Here is an 18,817-nt window from a genome sequence, read left to right as displayed (position 1 = left end):
GAAACTGCCTGCGATTGGCGAGCGGAATAAGACGGCTGCGTGACAGTTCTGTTACGCAGCCGATCCTCCCACAGGTTCGATCTCTCGAGCGGGGGCCAGGGGGAAGCAGGCGGTGAAGATCGCCCCCTGGCCCAGGGCGCTGTCCACGCTCAGCCCGCCGCGGTGACGGATGATGATGTGGCGCACGATGGCCAGACCCAGGCCGGTGCCCTGACGCTCGCCGCTTTTCTGGCCCTCGACGCGATAGAAGCGTTCGGTCAGACGCGGCAGGTGCTCGCGCGCCATGCCGGGGCCATGGTCGCGCACGGTGACGACGGCGTACTTCACCCCCGCCTCGCGGTCAGGCGTTTCCAGCGACAGGCGGGTTCCCTCGGGCATGCGCGCAGCCATGGCCTCGTCCAGGGTGCGGCCGCGATCAATCGACAGCTCGACCATCCCGCCGTTGCTGGAGTATTTCAGGGCGTTGTCCACCAGGTTCTGGATGACCTGAACGATCTCGTCGCGGTCGCCGGTCACGGTCGCGCCCCCCTGCCCCAGGTCGGCCTTGATGGTGACCCCGCGCTCGCGCGAGATGACGCTGACGGCGTCCACCACGTCCGAGGCCGCCCGCGCCAGATCAACCCGCCCCAGGGGCGCGATATGCTCGTTCAGCTCGATCCGGCTCAGCGACAGCAGGTCGGCGACCAGGCGCCCCATGCGATCAGCCTGGATGGCCATGATGTCTAGAAACTTGTCGCGCGCCTTGGGGTCGTCCTTGGCGTGGCCCTTCAGCGTCTCGATAAAGCCCGACAGCGAGGCCAGGGGCGTGCGCAGTTCGTGACTGGCGTTAGCCAGGAAGTCGACGCGCATCATCTCCATGCGACGGGCGTCCGTTTCATCGCGCAGCGCCAGTAGGGCCAGGGCGCCCGCCCCCCAAAGTTGGGCGTCCCGCTCGGGCAGAGGTCGTACGAAGGCTCGCCAGTGCCGCTCCTGGGCGCCGCCGCCGACGTAATCCACCGTGCTGCTGAATCCCCCGAACAGAGCCTCGTCCACCGCCTCCAGAACCTTGGGGTCGCGGATCACCGAAACCAGCAGCCCGCCGCCCGCGCCGTCCAGGCGAAACAACTCCCGCGCGGCGGCGTTGGCCAGGGCGATTCGTCGTCCGGCGATGTCGTCCGCCTCTCCCCCGCTGACGATCAGGATGGGATCCCCCAGGGCCTCGAAGACATCCCCCAGCAGGGCGCCGTCGGGCGCCAGGTCAGCCGTCGCACCGCCGTCCAGGTCGCTGATGCTGACCGTGGGCTGCGGCCGGCGGTTGACCAGCCAGGTCGCGGCCGCCACCGCCGCCGCCCCCGCCGCCAGCCAGCCCGCCAGTTCCGGCTTCATCACCGCCAGCACCGCCATGACCAGGATGGCCACCCCGCCGCTGGCGCCGGCGGTCCAGAGCCGGGACGAGGCGGTGGGCGCGACCGGAGAAGGCGAATGCTCGTACGGCATATGGATCGACGTTATCTCATTGTTCAGCGACAGCCCCTAACCTGTCAGAAACACGGGGTCATCGGCCGGGGGTCGGGATTCTTTCGCTTAGCTTAGTTTGTTCACCGATTTGCGGCAGTCACGACGACAGACCGAGGGGTTTCTGACGTGAATACGATCCTGAACTGTCTGGTTCAGCAACACGATTGGCGCATCCTGCCATTCGCCCTCATGGTCTCTGTCTTCAGCCTTCTGATCGCACTGTCCCTGTTCGATCGCGCCCGCGGCGTGGCGCGCCGCTCGCGCCGTGTCTATCTGATCGCCGCCCCCCTGGTGGCCGGCCTGGGCGTATGGAGCACCCACTTCATCGCCATGAAGGCCTATGACGTCGGCGTGCCCGTGCGTTACGAAGCCTGGGAAACGGGCGGCTCCCTGCTCGTGGTCGTTTTCGCCTTCTACATCGCCATGCACCTGGCCCTGGCCGAAACGAGCCGCATCGGCCGCATCACCGCCGCCCTGACCTGCGGCCTGGGCGTCGCCGCCATGCACTTCCTCGGCATGGCCGCGCTGAGCCTGTCCGGCGCCGTCCTGTCGTGGAACGTCCCCCTCGTCGTCGTCGCCGTGGTTGGAGGCCTGACCCTGGTCGGCGCCATGGCCTTCCTGCCCTGGCGAGGCGGACTCAAACGGGTGCTCGGCGCCACGGCCCTGGGCGCGCTCAGCGTCTGCTGGCTGCATTTCGTGGCCATGAGCGCCGTGGTCATCACTCCGACCCCCGGCGTGCTGCTGCCTGTGGCCGCCTTCGCCGAGACGGCCCTGACCGTCTGGATCGGCGCCAGCGTCGGTCTGCTGGTCGTCATCGCCGCCTTCCTGACCGGCATGGTCTGGTGGTCGCGCCACAGCGCCCTGGGTCAACTCCGCGAGGCGATCGAAGCCATGCCCGACGGCCTGGGCTTCTATGACGCCGACGACCGCCTGGCGATCTGGAACCAGCGCTACGCCGAGGTGAACCCCGAGGTGGCCGCCGCGCTCAAGGTCGGCGTCACCTTCCGCGAAATCCTCGAGGCCGGGCTGAAGGCCGACCTCTATCCCTGCGCCAAGGGCCGAGAACAGGCCTGGATGGCCGAACGCATGGCCAACCGTCGCCGCCCCCAGGGCGCCATGGAGCAGCAGATCGGAGACCGCTGGCTGAGGGTTCAGGACCGCCGCACGGCGGAAAAGGGCACGGTCACGGTCTGCTCCGACATCACCGACCTGAAACGCGACGCCCAGGCCCTGGCCGAGGCCCGCGACGCCGCCGACTCCGCCAACCGCGCCAAGAGCCAGTTCCTGGCCAATATGAGCCACGAGATCCGCACGCCCCTGAACGGCGTCATCGGCGTGGCCCAGGCCCTGGCCCGCACCGATCTGGACGAACAGCAGCGCGAGATGCTGGACCTGATCCACTCGTCCAGCCGCACCCTGCAGACCCTGCTCAGCGACATCCTGGACCTGGCGCGCGTGGAATCCGGTCGACTGGAACTGAGCGACGAACCCTTCGACCTGGCCCGCGCCACCGAGGAAGCCGCCCAGCTCTACGCCGCCGCCGCCCGCGACAAGGGGCTTCAGTTCATCGTCGAGGTGCCGCCCGAGGCTCGCGTCTGGGTGCATGGCGACGCCGTACGCCTGAAGCAGATCCTGACCAACCTGGTGTCCAACGCCGTCAAGTTCACCGCCGCCGGCTTCGTCAGCCTGACGGTGGACGCCGGACAGCACGGCCTGCGCTTCGTGGTTCAGGACACCGGCATCGGCTTCGACGCCCAGACGCGCGACCGGTTGTTCAGCCGCTTCGAACAGGCCGACGGCGACATCACCCGACGCTTCGGCGGTTCGGGCCTGGGCCTGGCCATCAGCCGCGAGCTGGCCGCCATGATGGGCGGCGGCCTGGGTTGCGAGAGCGAGCCGGGCGGCGGGGCCGCCTTTATCCTGACCCTGCCCCTGCGCCTGGCTGAAGCCCCTGTCGTGCCGACGCCGACCGTCGTCGCGACCAGCGACGTCCCGTCCGACTCGGCGGCGCGTCGCCTGCGCATCCTCGTCGCCGACGACCACCCCACCAACCGGCGCGTGGTCGAGCTGATCCTGGATCAGGCCTCGGTCGAGCTCGTATCGGTCGAGGACGGCGCCCAGGCGGTCGAAGCCTGTCGCGCCTCGGCCTTCGATCTGGTGCTGATGGACATGCAGATGCCGGTGATGGACGGCCTGACCGCCACCCGCGAGATTCGTCTGCACGAGGTGGCCATGGGCATGCCGCGCACGCCGGTCGTCATGCTGACCGCCAACGCCCTGCCCGAACATATCGCCGCGGGCATGGAGGCGGGCGCCGACCGGCACCTGGCCAAGCCCTTCAGCATCGAAGCCCTGCTGGCCATGGTAGCCGAGTTGACGGCGGACGCGCCTCAGGCCGCTGTTCAGGCGGCCTGAGGGTCTTCTTCTCCTACTCGTAGCCGTGGGCGGCTTCGTTGATGACTTGGCTGGGCATGGACGAGAAATCCACGCTGAGCGGCCGGGCCGCCTTGGCCTCGAAGGTCTTGAGCACATGCTCCAGACGGCGGCGCACCTCGCGTTCGGCCTCGCTCGATCCGTCCAGCGCCAGAGGCGCCAGGCAGAAGTCGATGATGGCCTGGGGACGGGTCATCGGTTCCATGTCATTTCCTTTCCTGACAGGCGTGGAACTCAGGCGGCGTGGAACTGGGCGGTTTCGGTCGAGTCCTTCAGCGCCGTGGTCGAGGACTGGCCCGAGGAAATGACCGTGGCCACGTCGTCGAAGTAGCCGGTGCCGACCTCGCGCTGGTGACGCGTGGCGGTGTAGCCGATGGCCTCATTGGCGAACTCGCGCTGCTGCAGCTCGGAATAGGCCGCCATGCCGCGATCGCGATAGCCGCTGGCCAGTTCGAACATGCCGTTGTTCAGGCTGTGGAAGCCCGCCAGGGTGACGAACTGGAACTTGTAGCCCATGGCCCCCAGCTCGCGCTGGAACTTGGCGATGGTTTCCTTGTCCAGCTTGGCTTCCCAGTTGAACGAGGGCGAGCAGTTGTAGGCCATCAGCTTGCCCGGGTGCTCTTTCTGAACGGCCTCGGCGAACTTCTTCGCATCGTCCAGATCGGGGTGCGACGTCTCCCACCACAGCAGGTCGGCGTATTTCGCATAGGACAGGCCGCGCGCGATGCAGTGGTCCAGACCCGTGCCCGGCTTCAGGCGATAGAAGCCCTCCGGCGTGCGGTTCTCGCGGTCGATGAAGGGGTGGTCCCGCTCGTCGATGTCCGAGGTGATCAGCTGGGCCGATTCCGCATCGGTGCGCGCCACCGTCAGGGTCGGCGTGCCGCAGACGTCGGCGGCCAGACGCGCCGCGATCAGGTTGCGCTCATGCGCCTGGGTCGGGATCAGCACCTTGCCGCCCAGGTGGCCGCACTTCTTCTCGGACGCCAGCTGGTCTTCGAAGTGGACGCCCGCGGCGCCCGCCTCGATGAAGGCCTTCATGATCTCGAAGCTGTTCAGCGGCCCGCCGAAACCGGCCTCGGCGTCGGCGACGATGGGGGCGAACCAGTCGCGCTTGGCGCCGCCCTCGGCGTGCTCGATCTGGTCGGCGCGCTGCAGGGTGCGGTTGATGCGGCGGCACAGTTCCGGCGCGGCGTTGGCCGGATACAGCGACTGGTCCGGGTACATGGCGCTGGCCGTATTGGCGTCGGCGGCGACCTGCCAGCCCGACAGATAGATGGCCTTCAGACCCGCGCGGACCATCTGCATCGCCTGATTGCCGGTCACGGCGCCCAGGGCGTTGATATAGGGCTCGCTGTGCAGCAGCTCCCACAGGCGGTTGGCGCCCCGCTCGGCCAGCGTATGGGTGACCGGCACCGAGCCGCGCAGACGCAGGACGTCTTCCGGCGAATAGGGGCGCTCAATGCCGTCGAAACGGCCGGCGGGCGAAGGAACCAGATCGGCGAAGGTCGTCATGTTCGTCTCGGTCTCGATAAGGCGCGGCCGCAGCCGCCGTCCCGAAGACCTGAACACGCCGCCGTCATGATTGACACAGCGACAGCCGCATCATTTAAGTCAAACAGTCACATCATGACACTTGCCATGAAGTCATGATGTGACATGATCGCGCCATGAACGCCGCCGCTGACCGCAAGCTGTTTCTGGGCGGCCGCCTCAAGCGGCTGCGGCGCGAGCTTGACCTGTCGCAGACGGCGATGGCGGCAGATCTGGGCGTCTCGCCCTCCTATCTGAACCATATCGAGCGCAACCAGCGCCCCGTCTCGGCCCAGCTGCTGCTGCGTCTGGCCGAGACCTACGACGTCGACCTGCGCAACCTCGGCCAGTCCGGCGGTCCGGCGTCCGAGGCCGAACTGTCCGAGGTCTTCGCCGATCCCCTGTTTCAGGGTCTGGCCGTGCCGCGTCACGAGATCATGCAACTGGCCGAGGATCAGCCCGCCGCCGCCGACGCCGTGCTGCGCCTCTATCGCGCCTTCACCGACCGTCGCGTGCGCGACCGGGCCGAGGTCGAGGCGGGCGGCGGCGCAGCCCCGACCGACAGCCCGTCGGAATGGGTGCGCGAATACGTCCAGTCCCGCCACAACCACTTCCCCGACCTCGATACGCTGGGCGAGGCCCTGCATGACGCCCTGCGCGCCGAAGCTCCCGGCCCCGACGAAGGCTTTGAGGCCCTAGCGCGAGGGCGGCTGTTCGCCCGCCACGGCCTTACCGCCCGCACCCTGCCCGCCGAGGTCATGGTCGAGTGGACCCGCCGTTTCGACCCGCACCGGGGTCGCCTGCTGCTGTCCGACGCCCTGGGGCCGTCGTCGCGCGCCTTCGCCGTCGCCAACCAGTTGGTTCTGATGGAGCATGGGCCGGAGCTTCAGGCCCTGACCGAGGCGGCGGGCGCGCCGGACGCCCCCACGCGCAATCTGCTGAAGGCCTCGCTGGCCAACACCCTGGCCGCCGCCGTGCTGATGCCCTACGCTGCCTTCCAGCGCACGGCCGAGGAGACCGGCTACGACCTGGCCCGCCTTCAGGCCCGGTTCGGCGTCGGCTTCGAACAGGCGGCGCATCGCCTGACCACCCTGTCCCGCCCGACGGCCCGGGGCGTGCCCTTCTTCCTGATGCGGGTGGATCAGGCAGGGAACGTGTCCAAGCGCTACGCGTCCGGCGCCTTCCCCTTCTCGCGCTTCGGCGGCGCCTGCCCGCGCTGGCGACTGCACTCGGCCTTCCGCACGCCGGGCCGCATCGTCACCCAGATCATCGAGACGCCCGACGGATCGCGCTGGTTCACCCTGGCCCGCACCGTCGACCGCCAGGGCCAGGACGCCTTCACCGAGGGTCAGGACCTGGCCATCGGCCTGGGCTGCGAGCTGAAGCACGCCCACCGGCTGATCTATGCGCGCGGTCTGGACCTGCAAGAGCCCGAGGTCACCCCCATCGGCCCGGCCTGCCGCCTATGCGAGCGCCACCCCTGCGCCGAACGCGCCGCCCCGCCGGTGGGCCGCGCCCTGACGGTCGACGACTGGTCCAAGTCCGTCAGCCCCTACCCCTTCGCCTGACGTCTCAGTGCGCCAGCAGCAAGGCCACCGGACTTTCGGTGATCAGGGTCTGGGTCACGCCGCCGAAGATCCACTGACGCATCCGCGCATGACCCCAGGCGCCGCTGACGATGACGCCGGCCTCCATCTCGGCGGCGCAGTCCAGCAGACGCCGCCCCGCCGAGCGGTCATCGTGGGCGCGGGCGTCGGCCTCGGCCTTGACGCCGTGCCGCCGCAGCCAGGCCGCCACGTCGGCGGTGCGCAGCCGGGCGCCGTCCATGTCCTCGGGATCACACAGCTCCAGCACGCGCACGCTCTCGGCCTCGCGCAGCAGGGGGATAGCGGCGATCGCAGCCAGGCGGCTCTCGCGGCTGTCGGTCCAGGCCAGCAGCACCGGCGCACCGGCGACCGGGCGCGCCGGGTTCGGCGGCGCGATCAGGATAGAGCGCCCCGCTCGCATGGCCAGATCGGACGGAATCGGCGCCCGCCAGCCGCTGGCGTTGGCCGCGTCGCGCCCGACGATCAGGACGTCGGCGGCGCGGGCGTGCTTGACCAGCAAACCGGTCGGGTCGCCCACGTCGGCGCGCCATTCACAAGAGACGCCGCTGCGGGTGGCGATGTCGCGAAAGCGCGTTTCGGCCCCCTTCAGCGCGCTTTCGGCCCGCTCGTGCTGGGCGGTCAGCACCTCGCCCATCAGGATGCCCGCGCCATAGGCGTCGGCGACCGGCGTCTCGGGCGCGCAGGCCGAAACCCCGATCAGGTGAGCACCGTGCGCCTTGGCCAGATCGACGGCCTGCTCGATCCGCTGCGTGTTGTCGGGCTCGTCATCGACATAGACGATCAGGCTGGACCAGGTCATGGCGACCTCCTCTCATTCCTGAACGATAGAACGCCCGGGGCGGGCTTCGGTCCTTGATCCCGATCAAATAACGGCGATCAGAGCAGCACGACCTTGCCGTTCTCGACCCGATGGGGAACGCCCGTCTTGCGGAACAGGTCGGCGATCTCGGCCGCCGGATCGGCCGCGCCCTGATCCAGCATCCGCCCGATGGTCGCGGCCAGGGACGGGTCGCCCGAGGCCCGGCTCAGGGCTTCCAGCCACTCGGCGCGGGTGAGGACGCCGTCCTCGCGATTGGCCGCCAGAACCGGACGCAGGAAGTCGAACCAGTCGCCGCCGTCGCGCCGCTTCTGGGCGCCCTCGGCCGCCATGGCGAAGACGGCGCCGCAGGCGTAGTAGGCCCGGTGCTCGCCCCGGTCCCCGGCCTCCGCCACCGACTTGCCGCGAGCCAGGTCGACGCAGTCGTCCACCTCGGTCTGCAGTTCAGCGCGGGCGTCATAGGCCGGGTCCAGCGCCTTCAGCGCCCGTACCGCCATCAAGTCGGCCCCGCCCTCGGTGATCCAGGCGTCGCGGGCGAACTGATAGCGCACCGCCTGCCCCAGCCAGAAGTGCGCGCTCTCGTGGCCGATGAACCAGCGCGAACGCTCCAGCACTTCCCGGCTGGGGTTCAGCACGCCGACGCCCTCGAACTTCATGACGATCAGACCGGGCAGGACGCTGCCGCCCATGCTGGACAGACGCTCGGTCGGACCGTTCCAGCTGACCATGACGGTCGAGGTCTCGCTGCCCACGCCCGGCGCGCCGAGACGACGCAGATAGTAGTCGCCGACGTGCGGCGCGAAGCTGCGGATCTCCTCGCCGATCCACGGCGGCAGGTTGGGATCGATGACCGTGGTCAGCCCCTCGCCCGGCGTCACCCGCGCCTGGCCCAGCAGGACGTAGGAACGCTCGCCGGTCGTGGTCAGACTGGCGTGCCGCTTGCCGTTGAACAGCACCGACCCCGCCGTATCCCGCCAGCTCACGGTCGAGGCCCCGCCTTCCAGATCGACGCCGTTCAGGTCGGCCGGCATGGCCTCGGCCGCCTCGACCGACGGCAGGGCGAAGACGTCGAACTGGCGCGTCGGCAGGGCGACGGCGCCGTCCGAGAAGGTCAGGGTCCCGTATTCCGCCTCCAGATAGACGGCCTTGGGCTTGAGCGAAAAGCGGACGTGGCGCGGCACAGGGCCGCCGTCCAGGCTGCGGATCACGTCGTAGTGGCCGCGCCGCTCCATGACGACGCCTGGCGTCTCGACCGTCCATTGGGTCGGGCGCCAGGGCTGACGCACGTCGGTCATCAGGGCCGAATCCATAAAAGCCCAGACGGACGCGTCACGGTTGAAGACATAGTCAGCGGTCCAGCGGTCGCCGTCGCGCGTGACCTCGACCACCGGCGCGGCGCGCGCGTCCCAGGTCCCCGGCGGCAGGGACGCGGCGGCGCAGGCCCCTAGAAGAGCGGCGGCCAGAAGGGTCGAGGCGGCGAGGGCTTTCAAACGCAAGACGACGGACTCCATACGGTTCAGCTCGAACATAGCCGCGAGCGGCGCGGCGTCAGCTTACGGATTGCTCAGGATTGCGCCCGCGACAGGGCGCGCCCGGCCGCCGCCAGCTCGCCCGCCATGACCGCCTTCAGCCGCTGCGGCCCCTCGATGGTGGCCTGCTCGCCCCAGGTGAACAGGTGCCAGGCCAGTTCGCGCATCCCCGAGGCACGGAAGCGCACCAGGACCGAACCGTCCGGCTGATCCTCGATGGTCTGGGTCGGGTGCCAACGCCAGCCCCTCGCCTCGGCCGCGCCCTCAGAGGCGATGCGCAGCACCACCTCCTCGATCTCGTCCTGATAGATGCCGAAGGACTGGCTGGCGAAGGCGGCCAGGTCGAAGTCGGCAGGCGGCCGCGCCGTCCCCTCGCCCGCCTCAACCGAACTCATGCGGTCCAGGCGGAAGGTCTGGATGCGTCCGCTTTCGCGGTCCGCCGCCACCAGATAGTTGGCGCGCCCGAACATCAGGCCGCAGGGCGCGACGCCGCGGCTACGCGCCTCGGCCCCGGGACGGGCGTAGATGAAGCTCAGAGGCCTCTCGGCCAGAACCGCGCCTCGGATTTCAGCCAGCACCGTCTCGTCGGCGGTGGGACGCGGCCCGGCCTGAACGGCGATGGTCTCGGCCCTCACCAGAGCTTCCAGATCGGGCGCCATCCGGTTCAGGGTGGTCGAGCGCATGGCCGCCTTGACCTTGCGCTCCAGCCCTTCCAGCGCCGCCGCCCGCGCCGGTTCGCCCGCCGCGCGCAAAGCCGCCGCCGCCTTGGTCAGCTCCAGCATCTCGGTCGCGGTCGGGGCCTGTTCGAAGGCCGACAGGCCGCCGCGAATACGCCAGCGCTTGGTCGGCGGATCGCTGATCTCCTCGACCTGAGGGAACAGCATCAGGACGGCGTCGCGCATCCGCTCGGCGGTGCGCCGCCCGACCCGCAGTTGGCCCGCCATCTCGTTCAGCGTCAGCCCCTCGGCGCTGGCCGCCATGCCGCGCGCCAGATCAATGACCATCGCCGCCTTGTCGTGCCGCAAGAAACTTCTCCACAGAACTACGTCCGAAACTGACGCAATGCTGTCGCATCCTTCCAACATCAGCAAGAGGCAATCGCTTCAGGAGATCACGACATGGCCTTCGCCCGCACCCCCACCGTCCAGAAGCCCGCCCGCAAGACCTTCGCCGACCGCTACATGATCGTGCCGTGCGAGGCCGAGGGCGACCTGGCCGTCATCTGGGACCGTCAGGAAGAACAGGTGGTGGACGTCATCTCCGCCTCGGCCAGCAGCCGCTACTCCGATGAGGACGCCCTGTGGGACGAATTTCATGCCGCGCCGACCACCGCCGCGCACGACCGGCGCATGGCGGCCTGAAACCTGGCCAGATCAAAGCGCCGCGCCGGGAACCCGATTCCCCATCCAACGTTCGCCGAAGCATGACCATTCCGGTCATGCTCGAGGGGAGCTGCCGATGACATCGTCCCACACCGCCGCGCCTTCGCTGGAAGGCCTCGTCAAGTCCGCCCTGCATCGCTCGTGGTGGCTGCTGCTGTTGCGCGGGATCATCGCGGTGGCTTTCGGGGTCGCCACCTTCGTCTGGCCGGGCATCAGCCTGGTCAGCCTGATCCTGGTCTATGGAATTTACGCCGTGGCCGACGGGATTCTTGCCCTGATCGCGGCGGTTCGCGGCGGCGGGATCGCCCCGCGCTGGTGGCTGACGCTCGGCGGGATCGCCAGCCTGGTCGCCGGAGGACTGGCCTTCGTCTGGCCGGGCCTGACGGCCCTGGTCCTGGTCTATCTGATCGGCTTCTGGTCGATCATGCGCGGCGTGCTGGAAATCGTCGGGGCCATCCGCCTGCGAAAGGAAATAGCCAACGAATGGAGCCTGGGCGTCGCCGGCGCCCTGTCGGTCGTCTTCGGCCTGATTCTGGTCTTCGCACCGGGCGCGGGTGCCCTGGGCCTGCTGTGGCTGATCGCGGCCTGGGCCGTGCTGTTCGGCCTGCTGCTGATCTGGGTCGCCTTCCGGGTCAGGACGCTGGCGAAGGCGTAAAACGGGCGTTGCGCGCCGTGACCCGGGCACGGATCTCGGCCCGCATCCGTTCCAGCTCATCCGCCTCGATCAGACGGCCGCGCAGCACCACCGCCTCGGCGTCGCGCGTGGCGCTGACGGCCGCAAGTGGGTTAGCCTCCAGCACCAGCAAGTCAGCCGACTTGCCTGCCGCCACCGCGCCGTAACGCTGGCCCTGGTTCAGGAAGCGCGGCCCGTCCACGACCGAGCCCATCAGCGCCTCGCGCGGCGTCAGGCCGAGCTTGACGTACAACTCCAGCTCGTCGTGCAGCGAGAAGCCCGGATAGTTGAACGAGTTGAGGAAGCCCGCGTCCGTGCCCGTCAGGATGGTCACGCCCGCATCGCGAAGCATGGGCAGGGTGCGGGACGTCACCTCCTTGACGAAGTGCCGGTCGGCCACCTGCTGCGGCGTGGCCTGGGCGGCGCGCTGCACGCGCCAGTCATAGGTCGCCCGAATTCCCGGCCCGACATAGGCCAGGCCATCATCGTGCGAATGGTCGTCCAGATCCAGGTTGGCGAGCGTGGTTGAGCCGTAGAGGGTCGGCGACACCGCCGTGCCCAGTTCCCGCAGCCGCGCATAGACCCGCCGCGCCGTCTCCACGTCGAAGGTGTCGGCGTAGCGCCGCATGGTCTGGGCGTAGGTGTACTTGCCCGCCAGATAGTCGGCGGCGATGGCCGCCTCGTCCTTCGAGCCCGCCTTCATGGCATAGTCGAGATGTTCGATCGACGACAGGCCCGCCTCGGCCGCCTCCAGCACGGTGATGCTGGCCGGGATATGGGCCGAGGTCTTCATGCCCCGCTTCTTCGCCTCGCGCACGGCGTAGAGGAAGAGCTCGGGCTTCAGGGTGTTGTCGGTGATCTTGACAAAGTCGACCCGCAGAGCCTGCAACCGGTCCAGGGCCGCGTCCACGTCGGCCTCGCTGCCGGTCTCGATCACACCCTTCCAGACCGGGGCGATTCCCTCGATCTTGGGGCCGGAGGTGAAGATGCGCGGGCTGTCGGGCGTCGGCGGGGCGTCGCGCCAGTCCAGCACCTGCTGGGCCAGGTCGCCCGCCGCATCGCGCACCGCGACCACGCCGTTGACGACATAGAGGGGCATCAGCTCGGCGTTCTCCTCGATCAGGGCCTCGCCCCCGCCGAAGTGGACGTGCATGTCCCACAGGCCCGGCATGACATAGCGGTCGCCCAGGTCCGCCGTCCGCGTCGCGCGATAGCGGCCGGCCTGACCCTCGGGCAGGACGGCGACGATGTCGCCGCCGCGTACGGCCACCAATTGATCGGGGGTCGTCGTCCCCTTCTCGACATCCACCACCGTGGCCGAGGTCAGCAGCAGGTCGACCGTCTCGACGGGGGTTTCAACGGCCGTCAGCGGCGCCGTGGCGCAGGCGGACAACAGGGCGGCGGCGGCGACGATCAGGAAGGTGCGCATGGGCATCCGCTATACGCCGCTCCGCACCCGGAACAAGCGATTCAGGGATAGCGGCGGTTCATCTCGTCCCGGCTGGCGACGCACAGTTCGCGCAACACGCCCAGGTCCACCTGGTCCAGACGCTTGATGTAGAGACAGGCGACGCTGGTGGTGTGCGGCCCCAGCCGCGCCAGCAGGGCCTCGGTCTGCGGCGACGAAGCCAGATAGAGGGTCAGCGCGCCCTTGCGCGGGGAAAAGCCCATACGCGGCCAGTCGGCGCTCTTGCCGTTGGCGGTGACGTTGGCGTAGCGCCCGAAACCGACGATGGACGGACCCCACAGGACCGGCGCCTCGCCGGTCACCTCCTGCATCAGGGCGCAAATGATGCGGCCTTCCTCGCGCCGTCGGGCCGGTTCGGCCGCGGAGAGGAAATCCTCGACCGAGGCGTCCGTGGGCTGGGTCTTGGGTTCAGACATGGGGCGCCTCCACCGCATCGATCGCCAGTCCCGGCACCGTCGAACAGGCGGCCAGGGTCCAGTCGCCCTGACTGCTCATCCGCCGCCATGCGCCGGCAGGGGCCGCCACCTGTCGCCGATCCGGTCCCAGCACCAACGACCTCACCCCGCGATCCGTTGCGATCTCGAAATCCAGCGGCGCCCCCATGTAGAAGGCCCAGATTTCGGTCGCCTCGACCGGACGCCAGTCGTCCGCGCCCTCCGCCGTCAACAACCGATACTCGGTCGCCGCCTCCGACCCGCAGGCCGCCAGCCCGGGATCGCGCGCCATGGGCCGGAAATGCCCGCCCTCGGGATGGGGGCTCAATGACAGGTTGGCGATGATCTCGTCCGCACTGAACACGATCTCCCCCTCCTCAGTCATGGCCGTCCCGCTGCTGATCTGGCGGACTTGATGGCGCTGTTCGCGGCGAGACTCAACGCCGCGTCGCCGCGTCCCAACCATAAAAGGAAGGCTTAGGCGCCCTGCCCAACGCCAAGCCCGGGGCCCTCTGCGGAGCGCCACTGACCATCCTCGAAGACGAAGTCGCCGCCGCCACGCCAGGGGACTCGGCTCAGCGGTCCGCCAGAGACGCCATAGCCGACGACGGCGTAGCGCACGCCGGGCTTCAGCGGCAGAGCCTCCACTGTCGTCTCGAACCCGTCCGGCGCCTCGCCATAGACGATCTGGCGCAAGCCCCGGCACTCGCGACCACGCGCCTCGATCGACCACACAGGCCGCATCATGGCGTGGGACAGCTCATGCACGGCCAGACCGCCGAGGCAGGCCTTCTGGGGATGCGTCGGATCGGGGCCGAAGCTCGCCGTCGGCCGCTGCAGACCGCCGCTGATATTGACCGGGATCATGGCCGAACAGGCGGCCAGAGAGGCCGCCGCCGCCAGGGCCGGCCCGGCGCGCCAGGCCGCACGGCGCCTCAGCACCCGGCGTAGGGGACGTAGCCGACCTCGATCTCGTCGATGCGGACATTCTTCAGCTCGCGCACCGCCATCTGGTCGAAGTCGGCGCTGCAGTTGAAGGTCGTGTCGATCACATAGTCCTCGCCCTTGGCCGCCTTGATGGCGTCGCGAATGCGGAAGGCGGCGTCGATGGTGGCGTCGCTGACCATCACGGCCGAGGCGCGGATGCCCGGCGAAACGCGCGGACCGGCGCTTTCCAGATAGATCCAGGGATTGGCCGCATTGCCGCACAGCGTCAGGCAGTCGGCCTTGAAGTCGGCGTTGCCGCGTGCGGCGGCGAACTCGCCCATGGTCAGGTCGATCTTCTGCGGCAGGTCATAATCCTTCAGCGCCGCCAGGGCCTGGGTCGAACAGGCGGGCGTCATCGGCACGGCGTAGCCGACGACCTCGCCGCCCTCGGCGCTGACCCGGACCGTGCAGTCGCCGACCTCATAGGTCCGTTCCTTGTCCTGAACCGTGCGGGCGGGACCCAGCTTGGATTCCAGATAGGCGACCTGAACACCCAACATCTGATCAATCGTCGCTGCGCCGCCCGCCGCAGGAGCAGCCTCAGGCGCGGCCGCCGTCGCCTCGGCCGGAGCCGTGACCTTCTCCTCCGCCTTCTCCGCCTGACCACAGGCGGCCAGTCCGGCCATGGCGCCCAGCACGGCGACGGTTTTCAGTCCTTGGAACACGGTCATCATCTCTCCACGGCTCAGGTTGAGCGTCGCAAGCCAACGCACCGGCGCGCGAAGGGTTCTCACGCTCAGCCTAGAGCGCCTTCACAATCCCCTCGACCATCTTCTTGGCGTCGGCGAACAGCATCATGGTGTTGTCACGGAAGAAGAGCTCGTTCTCGACGCCGGCATAGCCCGCCGCCATGCCGCGCTTGATGAAGAGCACGGTGCCCGCCTTCTCCACGTCCAGCACCGGCATGCCGTAGATGGGCGATTGCGGGTCGGTCTTGGCGGCGGGGTTGGTGACGTCGTTGGCGCCGATGACGAAGGCCACGTCGGCGGAGGAGAACTCGCTGTTGATGTCCTCCAGTTCGAACACCTCGTCATAGGGGACGTTGGCCTCGGCCAGCAGAACGTTCATGTGACCCGGCATCCGGCCCGCGACGGGATGGATGGCGTATTTCACCTCGACGCCCTCTTCCTTCAGGACATCGGCCATTTCACGCAGGGCGTGCTGGGCCTGGGCCACGGCCATGCCGTAGCCGGGGACGATGATGACCTTGGAGGCGTTCTTCATGATGAAGGCGGCGTCCTCGGCAGAGCCCTGCTTGACGGGACGCGTCTCGACCACGCCGCCGCCCGCCGCCGCCGCGTCCCCGCCGCCGAAGCCGCCCAGGATGACGCTGATGAAGCTGCGGTTCATGCCCTTGCACATGATGTAGCTGAGGATGGCGCCGGACGAGCCGACCAGGGCGCCGGTGATGATCAGGGCGATGTTCTCCAGCGTGAAGCCCAGCGCCGCCGCCGCCCAGCCGGAATAGGAGTTCAGCATGGACACCACCACGGGCATGTCCGCCCCGCCGATGGGGATGATCAGGGTCGCGCCCAGGATCAGGCTGAGAGCGAAAATCCCCCAGAAAGCCCAGATCGCCGTGCCGCCGGTGCCGATCAACACCCCGATCAGGAAGACCAGGGCCAGGGCCAAACCGATGTTGATCAGGTGCCGCGCCGGCAACAGGATCGGCGAACCGCTCATCCTTCCATCAAGCTTCAGGAAGGCGATGACCGAGCCGGTGAAGGTGATGGCCCCGATGGCCACGCCGAGGCTCAGCTCGACGATGGACAGGGTCTTGATGCCGCCCGCCGCCGTCATGATGCCGAAGGCGTCGGGCGCATAAACGGCGCCGACCGCCACCAGACAGGCGGCCAGACCAACGAGCGAGTGGAAGGCCGCGACCAGTTGCGGCATGGCCGTCATCGGCACGCGCCGGGCGATCAGCGCCCCCGCCCCGCCGCCGACCACCACCCCGCCCCCGATCAGGGCCAGGGTCAGCAGGTCCAGCGCGCCGGTGGTGCCCAGCGTCAGCAGGGTCACGCCGACGGCCAGGGCCATGCCGATCATGCCCAGGGTATTGCCTCGACGGCTGGTCTCAGGGCTGGAAAGCCCCCGAAGGGAGAGGATGAACAGGACCCCCGCGGCCAGATAGGCCAGCGCGGCTATGGATGCGTTCATCGGATCCCCTCCCCCAGGGTTGTTTCAGCGTGTCAGAAAACGTTGATGACGGCCGGCTTGGCCGGATCATTGGTGCCGGCGGCGGTGGCTACGCCGTTCTTGACCAGGGCGACGCCGACACCGCCCTCGCCGCCCGTCTTGGTCACGCGGCAGCTGCCGTTATCGCTGGGCAGACGGCCGGCCATACGGCCCGTGCCCGTGTGGTTGATGCGGTTGAAGTGGATGCCGCGCACGGTGACGGGCGCGAACTGGCATTCCAGCGCCCAGCTGGCGCCCTGCGGCGCGGCCACCGACCAGTGCAGGCCGTTATAGGGATTCTGGCCGACTTCTTCGGTCTTCTGAGCCGAGGCGGCGCCCGACACGGCGACGGCGGCGGTCAGGACGGCGGCGAAAATCAGGGTGGTCTTCATTACGGTTACTCTCAACGTTTGGTCAGGCCTTGGGTGCGGGTCAGCCGCCACAGCGCGGCGGCGATGAACAGCGGCCCCAGGAATATCATGGCCCAGTCAAAGACGGTCATCTCGCGGTTCTGGATGACGATGCGGGTCAGCACGGCGGCGAAGACCAGCACCACGCCGCAGTCCTGAAACCGCAGCCGGCCGATGGGGTCCTTCACCCGCACCCAACTCCAGATCCACAGAGCCACGCCCAGACCGGTGACGGCCCAGGAGACATAGAAGGCGAACAGGACAGGCGAGAAGATCACGAGGCCTTGGGCCTTTCCTTCTTCTTGTACATGGCCAGCATCCGTCGCGTGACCATGAAGCCGCCGAAGATGTTGACACTGGCCAGGGTCACCGCCGCTACGCCCGCGCCCTTGGCGATCCAGGCGTTCGGCCCGCCCGCCTGGGCGCTCATGGCCGCCGCCGCGATCAGGCCGCCGACGATGATGACGCTGGAAATGGCGTTGGTCACGGCCATCAGCGGCGTGTGAAGGGCGGGCGTCACGCTCCACACCACGTAATAGCCGACGAAGATCGCCAGCACGAAGATGGCCAGTCGGAAGACCGTGGGATCGACGTGTTCCATCAGCCCTTCACTCCTTCATGCACCACGGCCCCGCCGTGGGTCACGACGGCGGCCTTGAGGATTTCGTCGTCCAGATCCAGCGCCACGGCGCCGTCCTTGATCATCAACCCGAGGAAGGCGACCAGGTTGCGCGCATAGAGGGCGCTGGCGTCGGCGGCGATCCGGCCCGGCAGGTTGGTCCAGCCGACGATCTGCACGCCGTTGGCCGTGGTTACGACCTCGCCGGGCTTGGAGCCCTCGACATTGCCGCCCGCCTCGACCGCCAGATCGATCAGGACCGAGCCCGGCTTCATCGAGGCCACCTGTTCGGCGCTGACCAGCACGGGCGCCGCGCGGCCGGGGATCAGGGCCGTGGTGATGACGATGTCCTGCTTCCTGATGTGTTCGCCGGTCAGGACGGCCTGCTTGGCCTGATATTCCGGCGACATGGGCTTGGCGTAGCCGCCCGCCGTCTGGGCGTTCTTGAACTCTTCGTCCTCGACCGCCAAGAACTTGGCGCCGAGCGACTCGACCTGTTCCTTGGTGGCCGGGCGCACGTCGGTGGCGGTCACCACCGCCCCAAGACGCCGCGCCGTGGCGATGGCCTGAAGCCCCGCCACGCCCACGCCCATGACGAAGACCTTGGCGGCGGCGACCGTGCCCGCCGCCGTCATCATCATCGGGAAGCCCTTGCCGAAGGCGTAGGCCGCCTCGATCACCGCGCGATAGCCGGCCAGATTGGCCTGGGACGACAGCACGTCCATGACCTGGGCGCGGGTGATACGCGGCACGAATTCCATGGCGAAGGCGGTGACGTTCGCACCCTTCAGCGCCTCGACCGCAGCCTTCTCGCGATAGGCGTCCAGCATGGCGATGACGATGGCGCCGGGTTTCAGGGCGCTGGTCTCCTGCGCGGTCGGACCGCGCACCTTCAGCAGGATGTCGGCGCCGTCCAGCACCGCACGGGTGTCGGGTTTCACCGTCGCCCCGGCCTCGACGTAATCGGTGTCGGGAATGGACGAGCCGAGCCCCGTCCCGGCCTCGACCGTCACGGTCGCCCCCAGGGCGATCAGCTTCTTCACCGTCTCCGGCGTTATGGCGCAGCGCGTCTCGCCTTCACGGCGTTCGCGGGTCACGGCGATGGCGACAGCCAAGCGAATCCCTCCCTTATCCCTCAGCCTTGAGACGTTAGGACGAAGCGGAAGGGCGCGTCAAAGCCAGAATTGCCTCGGTATCGTAATTTCCTTGCTCAGGATCGCGTCAGGCCGACAAGGGGAGGCAAAATATTGCCG

General features: G+C 68.7%; 20 protein-coding genes. 4 read left to right on the top strand and 16 right to left on the bottom strand.

Going from position 1 to position 18,817, the window contains the following annotated elements; genetic code table 11:
- Window positions 1-51 precede the first annotated feature (51 nt).
- On the bottom strand, window positions 52-1,476 hold the full coding sequence (locus tag ACZ5XO_RS04775; protein WP_464164169.1) for a sensor histidine kinase: 1,425 nt from the start codon (window positions 1,474-1,476) through the stop codon (window positions 52-54).
- 147 nt (window positions 1,477-1,623) lie between these two features.
- Here ACZ5XO_RS04775 and ACZ5XO_RS04770 point away from each other — a divergent pair, with 147 nt between their 5' ends.
- A complete protein-coding gene (locus tag ACZ5XO_RS04770) occupies window positions 1,624-3,912 on the top strand; it encodes an ATP-binding protein (protein ID WP_464164168.1) in 2,289 nt (762 codons plus the stop codon).
- A gap of 13 nt (window positions 3,913-3,925) precedes the next feature.
- Here the strand turns inward: ACZ5XO_RS04770 and ACZ5XO_RS04765 are convergent, their stop codons facing one another.
- On the bottom strand, window positions 3,926-4,135 hold the full coding sequence (locus tag ACZ5XO_RS04765) for a hypothetical protein (protein ID WP_464164167.1): 210 nt from the start codon (window positions 4,133-4,135) through the stop codon (window positions 3,926-3,928).
- Between the two features lie 29 nt (window positions 4,136-4,164).
- Window positions 4,165-5,442, bottom strand: a complete 1,278-nt coding sequence (gene aceA, locus ACZ5XO_RS04760; protein ID WP_296174860.1) for an isocitrate lyase — start codon at window positions 5,440-5,442, stop codon at window positions 4,165-4,167.
- A gap of 155 nt (window positions 5,443-5,597) precedes the next feature.
- Here aceA and ACZ5XO_RS04755 point away from each other — a divergent pair, with 155 nt between their 5' ends.
- Window positions 5,598-7,028, top strand: a complete 1,431-nt coding sequence (locus tag ACZ5XO_RS04755; RefSeq protein WP_464164166.1) for a helix-turn-helix domain-containing protein — start codon at window positions 5,598-5,600, stop codon at window positions 7,026-7,028.
- 4 nt (window positions 7,029-7,032) lie between these two features.
- Here the strand turns inward: ACZ5XO_RS04755 and ACZ5XO_RS04750 are convergent, their stop codons facing one another.
- The 3 genes from ACZ5XO_RS04750 to ACZ5XO_RS04740 form a co-directional block, all read right to left on the bottom strand.
- Window positions 7,033-7,866: a universal stress protein gene (locus tag ACZ5XO_RS04750; protein ID WP_464164165.1), complete on the bottom strand. Its 834-nt coding sequence runs from the start codon at window positions 7,864-7,866 to the stop codon at window positions 7,033-7,035.
- A gap of 77 nt (window positions 7,867-7,943) precedes the next feature.
- On the bottom strand, window positions 7,944-9,380 hold the full coding sequence (locus ACZ5XO_RS04745; RefSeq protein WP_464164164.1) for a hypothetical protein: 1,437 nt from the start codon (window positions 9,378-9,380) through the stop codon (window positions 7,944-7,946).
- Window positions 9,381-9,448: 68 nt separating this feature from the next.
- Complete coding sequence (locus tag ACZ5XO_RS04740) at window positions 9,449-10,438, bottom strand: WYL domain-containing protein (RefSeq protein ID WP_464164163.1); 990 nt, start codon at window positions 10,436-10,438, stop codon at window positions 9,449-9,451.
- 93 nt (window positions 10,439-10,531) lie between these two features.
- Between ACZ5XO_RS04740 and ACZ5XO_RS04735 the strand changes: the two genes are divergently transcribed.
- Complete coding sequence (locus tag ACZ5XO_RS04735; protein ID WP_464164162.1) at window positions 10,532-10,774, top strand: hypothetical protein; 243 nt, start codon at window positions 10,532-10,534, stop codon at window positions 10,772-10,774.
- A 97-nt stretch (window positions 10,775-10,871) separates the two neighbouring features.
- The gene (locus ACZ5XO_RS04730) at window positions 10,872-11,450 is read left to right on the top strand and encodes an HdeD family acid-resistance protein (RefSeq protein ID WP_464164161.1); all 579 of its coding nucleotides are present in this window, start codon (window positions 10,872-10,874) and stop codon (window positions 11,448-11,450) included.
- On the opposite strand, the gene ACZ5XO_RS04725 is transcribed toward ACZ5XO_RS04730, so the two are convergent.
- From ACZ5XO_RS04725 to ACZ5XO_RS04680, 10 genes are all read right to left on the bottom strand, one after another.
- A complete protein-coding gene (locus tag ACZ5XO_RS04725; RefSeq protein WP_464164160.1) occupies window positions 11,428-12,903 on the bottom strand; it encodes an amidohydrolase family protein in 1,476 nt (491 codons plus the stop codon). The two genes, ACZ5XO_RS04730 and ACZ5XO_RS04725, sit on opposite strands and share 23 nt — an antisense overlap.
- Window positions 12,904-12,938: 35 nt before the next feature.
- Window positions 12,939-13,352 carry a DUF1801 domain-containing protein gene (locus tag ACZ5XO_RS04720; RefSeq protein WP_464164159.1) on the bottom strand — a complete coding sequence of 138 codons (414 nt, stop codon included), beginning with the start codon at window positions 13,350-13,352 and terminating at the stop codon, window positions 12,939-12,941.
- Window positions 13,345-13,755 carry a cupin domain-containing protein gene (locus tag ACZ5XO_RS04715; protein WP_464164158.1) on the bottom strand — a complete coding sequence of 137 codons (411 nt, stop codon included), beginning with the start codon at window positions 13,753-13,755 and terminating at the stop codon, window positions 13,345-13,347. Before ACZ5XO_RS04715 ends, ACZ5XO_RS04720 begins: the two co-directional genes overlap by 8 nt.
- Before the next feature lie 92 nt (window positions 13,756-13,847).
- A complete protein-coding gene (locus ACZ5XO_RS04710; RefSeq protein WP_464164157.1) occupies window positions 13,848-14,312 on the bottom strand; it encodes a hypothetical protein in 465 nt (154 codons plus the stop codon).
- Complete coding sequence (locus tag ACZ5XO_RS04705) at window positions 14,306-15,028, bottom strand: hypothetical protein (RefSeq protein ID WP_464164156.1); 723 nt, start codon at window positions 15,026-15,028, stop codon at window positions 14,306-14,308. The genes ACZ5XO_RS04710 and ACZ5XO_RS04705 overlap by 7 nt, the downstream gene beginning before the upstream one ends.
- Before the next feature lie 70 nt (window positions 15,029-15,098).
- Window positions 15,099-16,517 carry an NAD(P)(+) transhydrogenase (Re/Si-specific) subunit beta gene (locus ACZ5XO_RS04700; RefSeq protein ID WP_464164155.1) on the bottom strand — a complete coding sequence of 473 codons (1,419 nt, stop codon included), beginning with the start codon at window positions 16,515-16,517 and terminating at the stop codon, window positions 15,099-15,101.
- Between the two features lie 32 nt (window positions 16,518-16,549).
- Complete coding sequence (locus tag ACZ5XO_RS04695) at window positions 16,550-16,927, bottom strand: hypothetical protein (protein WP_464164154.1); 378 nt, start codon at window positions 16,925-16,927, stop codon at window positions 16,550-16,552.
- Window positions 16,928-16,938: 11 nt separating this feature from the next.
- Complete coding sequence (locus ACZ5XO_RS04690) at window positions 16,939-17,223, bottom strand: hypothetical protein (RefSeq protein WP_464164153.1); 285 nt, start codon at window positions 17,221-17,223, stop codon at window positions 16,939-16,941.
- Window positions 17,220-17,546 (bottom strand): NAD(P) transhydrogenase subunit alpha part 2, encoded by a 327-nt coding sequence (locus ACZ5XO_RS04685; protein ID WP_207822775.1) that lies wholly within the window; start codon window positions 17,544-17,546, stop codon window positions 17,220-17,222. Before ACZ5XO_RS04685 ends, ACZ5XO_RS04690 begins: the two co-directional genes overlap by 4 nt.
- Window positions 17,546-18,679, bottom strand: a complete 1,134-nt coding sequence (locus tag ACZ5XO_RS04680; protein ID WP_464164152.1) for a Re/Si-specific NAD(P)(+) transhydrogenase subunit alpha — start codon at window positions 18,677-18,679, stop codon at window positions 17,546-17,548. The genes ACZ5XO_RS04685 and ACZ5XO_RS04680 overlap by 1 nt, the downstream gene beginning before the upstream one ends.
- Window positions 18,680-18,817: the final 138 nt, after the last annotated feature.

This window comes from Brevundimonas sp. T2-11 (genome assembly GCF_055397675.1).
Note: the sequence above shows the minus strand (reverse complement) of the source record. Positions and strands in the feature narration are given on the sequence as shown.

Bases quoted from the DNA above. Each gene is read 5' to 3' on its own strand.
- ACZ5XO_RS04775 (WP_464164169.1), bottom strand. From the start codon at position 1,476: ATGCCGTACGAGCATTCGCCTTCTCCGGTCGCGCCCACCGCCTCGTCC.
- ACZ5XO_RS04765 (WP_464164167.1), bottom strand. From the start codon at position 4,135: ATGGAACCGATGACCCGTCCCCAGGCCATCATCGACTTCTGCCTGGCG.
- aceA (WP_296174860.1), bottom strand. From the start codon at position 5,442: ATGACGACCTTCGCCGATCTGGTTCCTTCGCCCGCCGGCCGTTTCGAC.
- ACZ5XO_RS04755 (WP_464164166.1), top strand. From the start codon at position 5,598: ATGAACGCCGCCGCTGACCGCAAGCTGTTTCTGGGCGGCCGCCTCAAG.
- ACZ5XO_RS04750 (WP_464164165.1), bottom strand. From the start codon at position 7,866: ATGACCTGGTCCAGCCTGATCGTCTATGTCGATGACGAGCCCGACAAC.
- ACZ5XO_RS04735 (WP_464164162.1), top strand. From the start codon at position 10,532: ATGGCCTTCGCCCGCACCCCCACCGTCCAGAAGCCCGCCCGCAAGACC.
- ACZ5XO_RS04730 (WP_464164161.1), top strand. From the start codon at position 10,872: ATGACATCGTCCCACACCGCCGCGCCTTCGCTGGAAGGCCTCGTCAAG.
- ACZ5XO_RS04725 (WP_464164160.1), bottom strand. From the start codon at position 12,903: ATGCCCATGCGCACCTTCCTGATCGTCGCCGCCGCCGCCCTGTTGTCC.
- ACZ5XO_RS04720 (WP_464164159.1), bottom strand. From the start codon at position 13,352: ATGTCTGAACCCAAGACCCAGCCCACGGACGCCTCGGTCGAGGATTTC.
- ACZ5XO_RS04715 (WP_464164158.1), bottom strand. From the start codon at position 13,755: ATGACTGAGGAGGGGGAGATCGTGTTCAGTGCGGACGAGATCATCGCC.
- ACZ5XO_RS04705 (WP_464164156.1), bottom strand. From the start codon at position 15,028: ATGACCGTGTTCCAAGGACTGAAAACCGTCGCCGTGCTGGGCGCCATG.
- ACZ5XO_RS04700 (WP_464164155.1), bottom strand. From the start codon at position 16,517: ATGAACGCATCCATAGCCGCGCTGGCCTATCTGGCCGCGGGGGTCCTG.
- ACZ5XO_RS04695 (WP_464164154.1), bottom strand. From the start codon at position 16,927: ATGAAGACCACCCTGATTTTCGCCGCCGTCCTGACCGCCGCCGTCGCC.
- ACZ5XO_RS04685 (WP_207822775.1), bottom strand. From the start codon at position 17,546: ATGGAACACGTCGATCCCACGGTCTTCCGACTGGCCATCTTCGTGCTG.